Genomic DNA, 12,594 nt, shown 5'->3' with positions numbered 1-12,594 from the left:
CCCTTATTTTTGTACTACGATATTTTCCTGGGAAGGATCAACATGCTGCAGTTGCAGCTTTTCCGTTGCGATCCGTTCAACCCGGCTGTGATCGCCGAGCGCGTTTTCTTCAAGGATCAGATTTCGCCATTCAATATCCAGCGCATCGCGTTCCAGCACCAGCTGCTCGCGCTGCGCAGTCAATAAACGTGTATGGTGAGCCGTGGTCACCACCGTAACTGCCGTGACAATGATGCAAATGAACAGGCAGAGTGGCAGCTTCCCAAACCGCAAAAGATCGTCGCCGATCACGCCAGGCAAAGCATGGCGCTCGTTGCTTCCTAACGATCCCTTAACTTTGCTTAGGGTCTCTGTCACTCTGCCGATCATGCGTTCGTCCTCTCTGCAACTCGCAGCACTGAACTACGGGCGCGTGGATTCTCTGCCACCTCTTCTTCGCCCGGCATCAACTTGCCTAATGCTCGCAACTGACGGCCACCCAGCTTCCTGAGTTGTTCTTCCGTCATCGGCAGCCCCGCTGGCACTTGTGGACCGCGGCTCTGTTCACGCATGAAGCGTTTCACAATGCGGTCTTCCAGCGAATGGAAGCTGATGATGGATAACCGCCCACCCGGGGCCAGCACGTCGAGCGAGCTTTTTAGCGCCAGCTCTATTTCCTCCAGTTCACTGTTTACCCAGATGCGAACCGCCTGGAAGGTACGGGTCGCGGGATGTTTGTGTTTATCCTTCACCGGCGTCGCCGCCGCAATCACTTCAGCCAGCTCTTTGGTGCGGGTCATTGGCTCAACGCGGTTGCGCTCAACGATGGCGCGCGCAATGCGCTTGCCAAAACGTTCTTCGCCAAAGGTTTTGATCACCCATGCAATATCCGCTTCGTCAGCGGTCTGCAGCCATTCGGCGGCAGACTGGCCACGCGTCGGGTCCATACGCATGTCCAGCGGACCGTCGCGCATAAAGGAGAAGCCGCGTTCTGCATCATCAAGCTGGGGTGAAGAGACGCCAAGATCGAGAAGAATCCCGTCGATCTTGCCCGTAAGATCGCGCTCGGCAACGTAATCCGCGAGCGCAGAGAAAGGTCCATGCACGATGGAAAAGCGTGGGTCATTGATGGTCTGTGCAACGGCAATCGCCTGCGGATCGCGATCGATTGCCAGCAGACGCCCTTCCTCTCCAAGCTGGGAGAGGATCAAACGCGAGTGACCACCGCGACCAAACGTGCCATCAATGTAGATGCCATCCGGACGAATGTTCAGGCCGTTTACGGCCTCGTCCAGCAGCACCGTTTTGTGTTTATAATTTTCCATCATATTTATAGAGACAAGTCCTGCAGCCGTTCCGATAAAGTTGCGGAATCAGACTGCTCAGCGTCGATATCTTCCTTGACCTGTTGATACCAGGTCGTTTCGTCCCACAGTTCAAACTTGTTGAACTGTCCGACCAGCATCACTTCTTTGGTCAGACCGGCATGTTGCCGCAGCACGGGCGCAATCAGTAATCGCCCGGCGCTATCCATCTGACACTCACTGGCATGTCCCAATAACAGCCGCTGCACGCGGCGCTCTTGCGGGTTCATGCTCGACAGTCGCGACAGCTTTTGCTCAATAATTTCCCATTCAGGTAAGGGGTAAAGCAGCAGGCAGGGGGAGTTGATGTCAATGGTGCAAACCATTTGACCCGAAGCGTTCTCAATCAGCTGGTCGCGATATCGGGTTGGGACCGATAAACGCCCTTTGCTGTCGAGATTGACTAACGTAGCTCCACGGAACATGCCAGTCTCACCCCTCCTCACCACTTTAACCCACAAATTCCCACCTAAAGGAGTTTACGGAGCGAGGGAAAAGCTTGTCAAGCCAGGACTCTCCCTATAAGGACCCGAAAGGCCGCTATTTACAGAGATAAACAGACCTGGCTAATAACTGCACAACTGGCGAGGCAAAATTAACGTTATGAATATTTGTAAGAAAAAAACCGAATATGCACACTAGCGTTAAGGCTCACTCAATATCATCGCAGATAAATATAAAGTGTCAGTTTGCGACGCGGGCAGCATTTTATGACAGATTCTTTGGGGATAACAGCGCCAGATTCACGCAAGCGGACGGTGAAGGCAGCGGCTGCGTTGCTGGCCGGTCAAGGGGGAAGGAAAAACGGCTGAATATTCATCGACCGAAGAGGGTTTGTAACAAAATAATACAAAGATAGGCTTTTAAAATGGCTTCGTGATTCTTTAAGGACCATTTAAAACGACAAAATGAATTAGGAAAAATAGTAGATTATGATCTCTCAAGAATTATCCTAATTTCATTGCGGGAATTAACTCGGCAAATTATTTCAGTAAAAAGGGGCGGTTTTCGCCGCCCCGTCATTTCATTTATGGCGGCTCAAAATTCCGCGATGATAGAGATTACGTTTGATACGCGTCAGACCCGGCTTCGGTTTTCGCGGCTCATCCAGGCTCGCCAGAACAATCTCCAGAACGCGTTCAGCTACATCGCGGTGACGCTGAGCCACCGCCAGCACCGGGCACTGAAGGAAATCGAGAAGCTCGTTATCCCCAAACGTGGCGATCGCCAGGTCGGAGGGAAGCTTGCCTTCACGACGTAAGGTGACATCCATCACCCCCTGCAGAAGAGCAAACGACGTGGTGAACAGCGCCTGGGGCATCGGGTGCGTCTCCAGCCATTTTTCGAACAGCTGCGCAGCGGCTTCGCGTTCATAGCTGTTGGCATAGAGATAGTGGACTTCACGCGGATCGTCTTTCCAGGCGGTTCTGAACCCCTGCTCACGCAGGAAGCTCACGGAAAGCTCAGGCAGCGCGCCAAGATACAGCACCGTTTCAGCGGGGAAAGTTCTCAGCTCAGCGGCCAGCATTTCCGCGTCATCCTGATCGGCACCCACTACGCTTGTGAAATGCTCACGATCGAGTGCGCGGTCCAGCGCAACGATGGGGAAAGGATCGTTCGCCCAGCGCTGGTAGAACGGATGCTCCGGCGGTAAGGAGGTCGAGACGATGATGGCATCAACCTGACGCTGGAGCAGATGCTCAATGCAGCGCATCTCGTTATCGGGCTGGTCTTCAGAACAGGCGATCAGCAACTGGTAACCGCGCTGACGAGCCTGACGTTCAAGATAGTTGGCGATACGGGTATAGCTGGTGTTTTCCAGATCCGGGATCACCAGACCAATAGAGCGGGTGCGCCCGGCACGCAGGCCGGCAGCGACAGCATTCGGATGGTAGTTATGCTCACGAACCACCGCCATAACTTTTTCAACGGTCTTATCGCTGACACGGTACTGCTTTGCTTTGCCGTTAATCACATAGCTGGCCGTTGTTCGTGACACGCCGGCTAGCCGGGCGATTTCATCCAGTTTCACAATTGCCCCTTAAAAAAAGAAAAGAGTCCATGGCCCTGTCAAGGTTATGGTTAAATCTTTTAACATCTAAACGCAGAAAAGCCTTCGCGGCAACCGCTTTTATCTGCGTTGTCGGCTGATTACGCAAAAAAAAGCCCGGCTTTGGTGACCGGGCTGAAAGAGGCGAACCTTTTTAACAACTACCGCATGATTTTCTCGCCGCGTGACAGACCAACGATCCCCGATCTCGCCACCTCAACAATTTTTGCTACATCCCGCACGGACGCCAGGAAAGCGTCCAGCTTGTCACTGGTTCCGACCAGCTGAACCGTATAAAGAGAAGGCGTGACGTCGATGATCTGCCCGCGGAAGATATCCGCATTGCGTTTGACCTCTTCCCGCCCGTAACCGCTGGCCTGAATTTTTACCAGCATGACCTCACGCTCAACGTAAGCGCCCTGCCCCAGCTCGCTCACGCGCAGCACGTCGACCAGCTTATGCAGCTGTTTCTCGATCTGCTCAATCACCTTGGCGTCGCCAACGGTCTGAATCGTCATACGCGACAGCGTCGGATCGTCCGTTGGCGCTACGGTCAGGCTTTCAATGTTATAGCCGCGCTGCGCAAAAAGCCCAATGACGCGCGACAGTGCGCCAGACTCGTTTTCCAGTAATACCGATAATATCCGGCGCATATCAGGTTCTCTCCGTTTTACTTAACCACATCTCATCCATTCCGCCGCCGCGAATATGCATCGGATAAACGTGCTCGGTCCCATCAACGATGACATCCATAAAGACAAGGCGGTTGTTTTTAACGTGCTCAAGCGCTTCTGCGAGTTTCGTTTCCAGTTCAGCCGGATCGGTCACCCGCATCCCCACATGACCGTAAGCTTCAGCAAGACGAACAAAATCCGGCAGCGATTCCATGTACGACTGAGAGTGGCGGCCCGAGTAGATCATATCCTGCCACTGCTTCACCATGCCGAGATAGCCGTTGTTGAGGTTGAGCACCAGCACCGGCAGCTCATATTGCAGCGCGGTGGAGAGCTCCTGAATGTTCATCTGGATACTGCCGTCACCGGTCACGCAGACAACAGTTTCATTTGGCAGCGCCAGCTTAACGCCCAGCGCGGCAGGCAGGCCAAAGCCCATCGTGCCTAAACCACCCGAGTTGATCCAGTGACGAGGTTTATCAAACGGATAATAGAGGGCGGCAAACATTTGATGCTGGCCCACGTCAGAGGTTACATATGCATCGCCTTTCGTCAGTCGCCAGACCGCTTCGATGACCGCCTGCGGCTTAATATGCTCGCTTTGGGTGTCATATTTCAGACACTGCCGCGCGCGCCACTGCTCAATTTGCTGCCACCAGTCGCGGATCTCATCCAGCGGCTGAGCTGTGTTCTCCAGGGCCAGCAGATCCAGCATTTGTTCAAGGACCTGACGAGCGTCACCGACGATAGGTACATCAGCCGACACCGTTTTTGAAATTGAGGTTGGATCAATATCAATGTGCAGCACGGTGGCATTCGGGCAGTACTTCGCCAGGTTGTTGGTAGTACGATCGTCAAAACGCACGCCGACGGCAAAGATCACGTCAGAATGATGCATTGTCATGTTGGCTTCATAGGTACCGTGCATCCCTAACATGCCGAGCGCCTGACGGTGGGTGGCGGGAAATGCTCCAAGCCCCATCAGCGATGACGCAACAGGAAGATTGAGCTTTTCAACCAGTTCACGAAGCTGTGCCTCACACGCTGAATTGACAGCCCCGCCACCGACATAGACCACCGGTTTTTTTGCGGCCAGCAGCGTTTGCAGCGCGCGTTTGATCTGACCTTTGTGGCCCTGCGTTGTTGGGTTGTAAGAGCGCATGCTCACCGATTCCGGCCAGACATAAGGCAGCTTGTTTGCCGGGTTCAGGATATCTTTAGGGAGATCGACCACCACCGGCCCCGGGCGCCCGCTTGCCGCCAACCAGAACGCCTTCTTCAGCACGCCAGGAATGTCTTCGGTTTGCTTGACCAGGAAGCTGTGCTTCACAACGGGACGCGAAATCCCGACCATGTCGCACTCCTGAAACGCGTCATAGCCAATCAGTGATGTCGCGACCTGTCCGGAAAGGATCACCAGCGGAATAGAGTCCATGTACGCAGTCGCAATGCCGGTAATGGCGTTTGTCGCACCGGGCCCCGACGTGACCAGGACCACGCCTACTTCACCCGTCGCACGCGCCAGGCCATCGGCCATGTGCACCGCCGCCTGCTCATGGCGTACCAGCACATGGTCAATGCCCCCTACCGTATGCAGCGCATCATAAATATCAAGAACCGCACCGCCAGGATAGCCGAACACTTGCTTTACGCCCTGATCGATCAGCGACCGGACGACCATTTCCGCGCCAGACAACATCTCCATGCTTTGCCTCCAGGCATTTTGTTATAGACGGACCGCCGAATTCATTTCCGCACCGTCTTGCGATCGGGATGAACCCGTCTTCTATTTTGCAGAGTGATACTTACCTTAACCGCTCGTTATGAGGCAGGCAATTCGCAAACCAGGAGAGAGAAGAGGCCGTGAAAGCAGAAAAAACAGACATTGTCAGAGGATATGGTTAATTCATCTGAAATTAGAGGACGAAATGATAAATCATCGCTGAAAAGCGCGGCGATTCAGAAAATCATCTATTTTTACAGGCCTGGCAGCCGCCAGACAAAATACACAACAGAACAAAATATCAATAAATGAAATAAAACCAGGATAAATCACATGCAGAGATGCAATTTATCCTGACTCGATTATCGACGGCAGATCCTAATAAGTAGCTCTTCCATCCACTGATGTCCTTTATCCCGTCCAGCGGCTTCATGCCAGGAGAGATAGCAGGTACGGCTATTTAGCTTGAGTGGCAGGGGCAGAATTTGCAGATTTAATGCGCCAGAGAACTCTTCTGCCAGCCAGCGTGGCGCAATTGCCACCAGCTGCGTCTGGGAAACGACGTTTAATACACTGACCATGGCCATCCCCTGATAAGCCACGCTCGCCTGTTTCTCCGCAGTGTCGTACCACGGCAGGCTAAAGGAGGCATATCTGTCGAGCGCGACAACGGCATGCTGTTCGCTATAAACGTCACTTTCACGTAGCGGAGCATTCAGTCGTGGATGTTTTTTGCTGGCAACCAGCACCATTTCATCTTTAAACAGCGGTACGCAGGAAAATTCAGGTCGGCGGAATTCTTCATAACCCAGGACGAATTCGGTTTCCTGGTAACGTAACTGGTGTTCAGTGTTTTGATTTAAGGACGATTTAAAGACAAGATTAATATTAGGTGCGATCTCTTCAACTTTATTATAAATAATTGATGTCAGATAATTATCTAAGGGGCTGCAGACGCAGAGATGGAATACTCTCTCACTGCTTAAGGGTTCAAAGCCCGAGCCTGGCAGCTCATTTTGCACCAGTTGCAGCGCCTGGCGGATGGAGCCGAAAAGCTGGAAAGCCCGCGCTGTCGGCTGGATCCCTCTGCCATAACGAACGAATAATTCGTCGTTGAACATCACTTTAAGCCTGGCAACCGCGTTGCTTACCGCAGGTTGTGACATTCCCAACGTTTGTGCCGCCCGGGTGATATTCTGCTCCTGCATGACGGCATCAAACACCGTCAATAGATTAAGATCCACCGTGCGCAACTGCGGTTTAATCCCATCAGTAACTTGTGGTTGTTTAATATTATTTTCTGGCACTTCTGACTCCACTGTCACGCTACACTCCCTTCGCCAACGCACTGTAATAATTTCAGAAAATATGATTTACCATGCAAATACGACCAGCGAAAGAAAATTGTTTAAAAATCGGAATATATAAAGATCACGTAATAACGTTAAAATAAAAATAGACGCAAAAGATATGTTTAACTTTAGTGCTGGAATGAAACCATAAACCGAATCAATATACAACAACCATCCAGTTAAGGATGACTTAAGTATAATTAAACTGTTATCGCTGTTGCTCAGCACTGAGTTAATAATCTGTTATCACCTTTCATTTCAATGAAGTCAAAACACACTTACCAGAATGATAAATAAGTGATATTAAAGAATTTTTAAAAGGACACCTACATAACAAAACGATCGCCTGAAAAATACCTATTAATTTTATTTGTTTCTGCAAATGTTTTTTAAGTCCAAATTTAGACAATTTGTAAAGCCAGACAAGAAAAATCCAGCACAATAAGCTAAAGCACACATCCTCCCTGCTCGACCTTCCGGGGCCGTTTTTACCATCAGGGGTTGACATGCACAGTCGTATCCAGTACCACTAAAAGCATATTGAATTTAACGGAGCACGATTCATGACACGCACCATTCGTTTCACCGGTCTACTACTACTAAACGCATCCACTGTGCGCGGTAGACTGGCGGGCGAAATTCAGCGTTGAATCGTCACCAGTAAGACTAAAAACCCGCGCCACTGCGCGGGTTTTTTTATGCTCGTAGCAAGGCGCCCTAAGACTGACAAGGACCTAACCCATGAGCCAGCAAGTCATTATTTTCGATACAACTTTACGTGACGGTGAACAGGCATTACAGGCAAGCCTGAGTGTAAAAGAGAAACTGCAGATTGCGCTGGCTCTCGAACGTATGGGCGTCGACGTGATGGAGGTCGGCTTCCCGGTCTCGTCTCCGGGTGATTTCGAATCCGTCCAGACTATCGCCCGCACCATTAAAAACAGCCGCGTGTGCGGTCTGGCGCGCTGCGTAGAGAAAGACATCGACGTAGCTGCTGAGTCGCTGAAAGTGGCCGAAGCCTTCCGTATTCACACCTTTATTGCCACCTCCCCCATGCATATCGCAACCAAGTTGCGCAGCACGCTGGATGAGGTCATTGAACGCGCGGTATATATGGTTAAGCGCGCACGCAACTACACCGATGACGTTGAATTCTCATGTGAAGATGCGGGCCGCACGCCAATCGAAGACCTGGCACGCGTAGTGGAAGCCGCCATCAACGCGGGCGCGAAAACCATCAACATCCCGGACACCGTCGGCTACACCATGCCGTTTGAGTTCTCCAACATCATCACCGGCCTGTATGAGCGCGTACCGAATATTGATAAAGCGATCATCTCAGTGCATACCCATGATGATTTGGGCCTGGCCGTAGGCAATGCCATCGCCGCGGTGCACGCCGGCGCGCGTCAGGTAGAAGGCGCGATGAACGGTATCGGCGAGCGCGCGGGCAACTGTTCGCTGGAAGAAGTGATTATGGCAATCAAGGTGCGCAAGGACATCATGGACGTGCACACCCGCATCAATCACAACGAAATCTGGCGCACCAGCCAGACCGTCAGCCAGATTTGCAACATGCCGATTCCGGCCAACAAGGCGATTGTCGGCACCGGCGCCTTCGCACACTCCTCCGGCATTCACCAGGACGGCGTGCTGAAGAACCGTGAAAACTACGAAATCATGACCCCGGAATCTATCGGCCTGAACCAGGTGCAGTTGAACCTGACCTCCCGTTCCGGCCGTGCGGCGGTGAAACACCGTATGGAAGAGATGGGCTATCAGGACAGCGATTACAACATGGATCAGCTGTACGACGCGTTCCTGAAGCTGGCCGACAAGAAAGGCCAGGTGTTCGATTACGACCTGGAAGCGCTGGCCTTCATCAACAAGCAGCAGGAAGAGCCAGAGCACTTCCGTCTGGATTACTTCAACGTGCAGTCCGGCTCCAGCGACATCGCCACCGCCTCGGTCAAACTGGCCTGCGGTGATGAAATTAAAGCGGAAGCGGCAAACGGCAACGGCCCTGTCGACGCTATCTATCAGGCGATCAACCGCGTCACCGAGTACGACGTTGAGTTAGTGAAGTATGACCTGACGGCGAAAGGACATGGTAAAGATGCGCTGGGTCAGGTGGATATCGTCGTCAACTACAACGGCCGCCGTTTCCACGGTGTGGGCCTGGCGACGGATATTGTCGAATCCTCCGCGAAAGCGATGGTGCATGTCCTGAACAACATCTGGCGCGCCGCTGAAGTCGAAAAAGAGTTGCAACGCAAAGCTCAGAATAAAGAGAACAACAAGGAAACCGTGTAATGTCGAAGAATTACCATATTGCTGTGTTGCCGGGTGACGGTATTGGCCCGGAAGTAATGGCACAGGCGCTGAAAGTACTGGAAGCCGTTCGCACGCGTTTTGCGATGAAAATTACCACCAGCCACTACGACGTGGGCGGGATTGCGATTGATAATCACGGAACGCCATTGCCGAAAGCCACCGTTGAAGGCTGCGAAAATGCCGATGCCGTGCTGTTTGGCTCCGTCGGTGGCCCAAAATGGGAACATCTCCCGCCGGCAGAGCAACCAGAGCGCGGCGCGCTGCTGCCGCTGCGTAAACATTTTAAGCTGTTCAGCAACCTGCGTCCGGCGAAGCTGTATCAGGGGCTGGAAGAGTTCTGCCCGCTGCGCGCGGACATCGCGGCCAACGGATTCGACATTCTCTGCGTGCGCGAGCTGACGGGTGGAATCTACTTTGGTCAGCCAAAAGGTCGCGAAGGCAGCGGCCAGCATGAGAAAGCGTTTGATACCGAGGTGTATCACCGTTTCGAAATTGAACGTATCGCCCATATCGCGTTTGAGTCAGCACGTAAGCGCCGCCATAAGGTGACCTCCATTGATAAAGCGAACGTGCTGCAGTCGTCCATTTTATGGCGCGAGATCGTCAGTGAAGTCGCTAAGCAGTACCCGGACGTTGAGCTGTCGCACATGTACATCGACAACGCAACGATGCAGCTGATTAAGGATCCGTCCCAGTTTGACGTGCTGCTCTGCTCCAACCTGTTCGGCGATATCTTGTCTGACGAGTGCGCGATGATCACCGGTTCTATGGGCATGCTGCCATCCGCCAGCCTGAATGAAGAAGGCTTTGGACTGTACGAACCGGCGGGCGGCTCCGCACCGGATATCGCCGGCAAAAACATTGCTAATCCGATTGCGCAGATCCTCTCCCTGGCCCTGCTGCTGCGCTATAGCCTCGATGCAGGCGACGCAGCAACCGCAATTGAAAACGCCATTAACCGGGCGTTAGAAGAAGGCGTCCGTACCGGTGACTTAGCGCGCGGCACGGCAGCAGTCAGTACCGATGAAATGGGCGACATTATTGCCCGCTATGTCGCTGAAGGGGTGTAATCATGGCTAAGACGTTATATGAAAAGTTGTTTGATGCGCACGTTGTTTACGAGGCACCAAACGAAACCCCGCTGCTGTACATTGACCGTCATCTGGTACACGAAGTGACCTCTCCGCAGGCATTTGACGGCCTGCGCGCGCACAAGCGCCCGGTACGTCAGCCGGGTAAAACCTTCGCGACTATGGATCACAACGTCTCCACCCAGACCAAAGACATTAATGCCTCGGGTGAGATGGCGCGTATCCAGATGCAGGAGCTGATCAAGAACTGCAACGAGTTTGGCGTTGAGCTGTATGACCTGAACCATCCGTATCAGGGCATCGTCCACGTGATGGGGCCTGAGCAGGGTATTACCCTGCCGGGCATGACCATCGTCTGCGGCGACTCCCATACCGCAACCCACGGCGCGTTTGGCGCGCTGGCCTTCGGGATCGGCACGTCTGAAGTGGAACACGTTCTGGCGACCCAGACCCTGAAGCAGGGGCGCGCCAAAACCATGAAAATTGAAGTAAAGGGTAAAGCCGCGCCGGGCATTACCGCGAAGGACATCGTGCTGGCCATCATCGGTAAAACCGGCAGCGCGGGCGGTACCGGCCACGTTGTGGAATTTTGCGGCGACGCGATTCAGGCGCTGAGCATGGAAGGTCGTATGACCCTGTGCAACATGGCTATTGAGATGGGCGCAAAAGCTGGCCTGGTCGCGCCGGACGAAACCACCTTCAACTATGTGAAAGGCCGTCTGCATGCGCCGAAGGGTCAGGATTTTGACGACGCGGTGGCGTACTGGAAAACCCTGAAAACCGACGACGGCGCGACCTTCGATACCGTTGTCACGCTGCAGGCGGAAGAGATCGCCCCTCAGGTGACCTGGGGCACCAATCCGGGCCAGGTGATTTCCGTCAACGACAGCATCCCGGACCCGGCGTCCTTCGCCGATCCGGTCGAGCGCGCCAGTGCGGAAAAAGCGCTGGCCTATATGGGACTGAAGCCAGGCGTACCGTTGACCGATGTCGCCATTGATAAAGTCTTTATCGGTTCCTGCACCAACTCACGTATCGAGGATTTACGCGCGGCGGCAGAGATTGCCAAAGGCCGTAAAGTGGCGCCGGGCGTGCAGGCGCTGGTGGTTCCAGGCTCCGGTCCGGTGAAAGCCCAGGCGGAAGCGGAAGGTCTGGATAAGATCTTCATCGAAGCAGGCTTCGAGTGGCGCCTGCCGGGCTGCTCAATGTGTCTGGCGATGAACAACGACCGCCTGAATCCGGGCGAGCGCTGCGCCTCTACCAGCAACCGTAACTTTGAAGGCCGTCAGGGCCGCGGTGGACGCACCCATCTGGTCAGCCCGGCAATGGCCGCCGCCGCGGCAGTTACCGGCCATTTCGCCGATATTCGCAGCCTGAAATAAGGAGACAATCATGGCAGAAAAATTTACCCAACATACGGGCCGTGTTGTCCCGCTGGACGCCGCTAACGTCGATACGGACGCGATCATTCCTAAGCAGTTTTTGCAGAAAGTGACCCGCACCGGTTTTGGCGCACACCTGTTTAACGACTGGCGTTTTCTGGACGACAAAGGCGAAGTGCCGAACCCGGAATTCGTCCTGAACTTCCCGGAATACAAAGGTGCCTCCATTCTGCTGGCGCGGGAAAACTTCGGCTGCGGCTCATCGCGTGAGCATGCGCCATGGGCGTTGACCGACTACGGCTTTAAGGTAGTTATCGCCCCGAGCTTCGCGGATATCTTTTACGGCAACAGCTTCAACAATCAGCTGCTGCCGGTGACGCTGAGCGACGAGCAGGTCGATGAATTGTTCGCGCTGGTTAAGGCGAACCCGGGCATGGCGTTTGAGGTGGATCTGGAAGGGGAAGTGGTGAAAGCCGGGGATAAGACCTACAGCTTCAGCATCGATGCCTTCCGTCGCCACTGCATGCTGAACGGTCTGGACAGCATTGGCCTGACGCTCCAGCACGAGGACGCCATCTCCGCGTACGAGAAAAAACAGCCTGCGTTTATGGGCTAAAAGCAGTGGCCCGCTGCACGCGGGCCATT

Annotated in this window: 12 protein-coding genes; 5 read left to right on the top strand and 7 right to left on the bottom strand. The window is 53.6% G+C overall.

Annotated elements, in window-relative coordinates:
• Positions 1–3 precede the first annotated feature (3 nt).
• The 7 genes from ftsL to leuO all read right to left on the bottom strand — a co-directional run bounded on the left by ftsL (position 4) and on the right by leuO (position 7,097).
• On the bottom strand, positions 4–369 hold the full coding sequence (gene ftsL / locus ACR42C_RS03670) for a cell division protein FtsL (RefSeq protein ID WP_006173860.1): 366 nt from the start codon (positions 367–369) through the stop codon (positions 4–6).
• Entirely contained in the window at positions 366–1,307 is a 942-nt protein-coding gene (gene rsmH, locus ACR42C_RS03665) for a 16S rRNA (cytosine(1402)-N(4))-methyltransferase RsmH (RefSeq protein ID WP_028015503.1), read from the bottom strand. The genes ftsL and rsmH overlap by 4 nt, the downstream gene beginning before the upstream one ends.
• Positions 1,308–1,309: 2 nt before the next feature.
• A complete protein-coding gene (gene mraZ, locus ACR42C_RS03660; protein WP_014882537.1) occupies positions 1,310–1,768 on the bottom strand; it encodes a division/cell wall cluster transcriptional repressor MraZ in 459 nt (152 codons plus the stop codon).
• 599 nt (positions 1,769–2,367) lie between these two features.
• Positions 2,368–3,375, bottom strand: coding sequence for a catabolite repressor/activator (gene cra / locus ACR42C_RS03655; protein WP_014168621.1), 1,008 nt, complete (start codon positions 3,373–3,375; stop codon positions 2,368–2,370).
• 179 nt (positions 3,376–3,554) lie between these two features.
• The gene (gene ilvN, locus ACR42C_RS03650; RefSeq protein WP_045259452.1) at positions 3,555–4,046 is read right to left on the bottom strand and encodes an acetolactate synthase small subunit; all 492 of its coding nucleotides are present in this window, start codon (positions 4,044–4,046) and stop codon (positions 3,555–3,557) included.
• A gap of 1 nt (position 4,047) precedes the next feature.
• The gene (ilvI, locus tag ACR42C_RS03645; protein WP_166710107.1) at positions 4,048–5,772 is read right to left on the bottom strand and encodes an acetolactate synthase 3 large subunit; all 1,725 of its coding nucleotides are present in this window, start codon (positions 5,770–5,772) and stop codon (positions 4,048–4,050) included.
• Between the two features lie 380 nt (positions 5,773–6,152).
• A complete protein-coding gene (gene leuO, locus ACR42C_RS03640) occupies positions 6,153–7,097 on the bottom strand; it encodes a transcriptional regulator LeuO (protein WP_479985179.1) in 945 nt (314 codons plus the stop codon).
• Between the two features lie 608 nt (positions 7,098–7,705).
• On the opposite strand from leuO, the gene leuL reads away from it, so the two are divergent.
• The 5 genes from leuL (at position 7,706) to leuD (ending at position 12,565) form a co-directional block, all read left to right on the top strand.
• Positions 7,706–7,792: a leu operon leader peptide gene (leuL, locus tag ACR42C_RS03635; protein WP_071786497.1), complete on the top strand. Its 87-nt coding sequence runs from the start codon at positions 7,706–7,708 to the stop codon at positions 7,790–7,792.
• 91 nt (positions 7,793–7,883) lie between these two features.
• The gene (gene leuA / locus ACR42C_RS03630; protein WP_116342492.1) at positions 7,884–9,455 is read left to right on the top strand and encodes a 2-isopropylmalate synthase; all 1,572 of its coding nucleotides are present in this window, start codon (positions 7,884–7,886) and stop codon (positions 9,453–9,455) included.
• Complete coding sequence (gene leuB, locus ACR42C_RS03625) at positions 9,455–10,546, top strand: 3-isopropylmalate dehydrogenase (RefSeq protein ID WP_163330310.1); 1,092 nt, start codon at positions 9,455–9,457, stop codon at positions 10,544–10,546. Before leuA ends, leuB begins: the two co-directional genes overlap by 1 nt.
• Positions 10,547–10,548: 2 nt before the next feature.
• A complete protein-coding gene (gene leuC / locus ACR42C_RS03620) occupies positions 10,549–11,949 on the top strand; it encodes a 3-isopropylmalate dehydratase large subunit (protein WP_163330309.1) in 1,401 nt (466 codons plus the stop codon).
• Between the two features lie 10 nt (positions 11,950–11,959).
• Entirely contained in the window at positions 11,960–12,565 is a 606-nt protein-coding gene (leuD, locus tag ACR42C_RS03615) for a 3-isopropylmalate dehydratase small subunit (protein ID WP_023345432.1), read from the top strand.
• The last annotated feature ends 29 nt before the right edge of the window (positions 12,566–12,594 follow it).

This window comes from Enterobacter sp. MG-EB028, assembly GCF_056673305.1.
This window is presented reverse-complemented; position numbering and strand designations above follow the sequence as displayed.

Coding starts and splice junctions, on each gene's coding strand:
- ftsL (WP_006173860.1), bottom strand. CDS start 369: ATGATCGGCAGAGTGACAGAGACCCTAAGCAAAGTTAAGGGATCGTTA.
- rsmH (WP_028015503.1), bottom strand. CDS start 1,307: ATGATGGAAAATTATAAACACAAAACGGTGCTGCTGGACGAGGCCGTA.
- mraZ (WP_014882537.1), bottom strand. CDS start 1,768: ATGTTCCGTGGAGCTACGTTAGTCAATCTCGACAGCAAAGGGCGTTTA.
- ilvN (WP_045259452.1), bottom strand. CDS start 4,046: ATGCGCCGGATATTATCGGTATTACTGGAAAACGAGTCTGGCGCACTG.
- ilvI (WP_166710107.1), bottom strand. CDS start 5,772: ATGGAGATGTTGTCTGGCGCGGAAATGGTCGTCCGGTCGCTGATCGAT.
- leuL (WP_071786497.1), top strand. CDS start 7,706: ATGACACGCACCATTCGTTTCACCGGTCTACTACTACTAAACGCATCC.
- leuA (WP_116342492.1), top strand. CDS start 7,884: ATGAGCCAGCAAGTCATTATTTTCGATACAACTTTACGTGACGGTGAA.
- leuB (WP_163330310.1), top strand. CDS start 9,455: ATGTCGAAGAATTACCATATTGCTGTGTTGCCGGGTGACGGTATTGGC.
- leuC (WP_163330309.1), top strand. CDS start 10,549: ATGGCTAAGACGTTATATGAAAAGTTGTTTGATGCGCACGTTGTTTAC.
- leuD (WP_023345432.1), top strand. CDS start 11,960: ATGGCAGAAAAATTTACCCAACATACGGGCCGTGTTGTCCCGCTGGAC.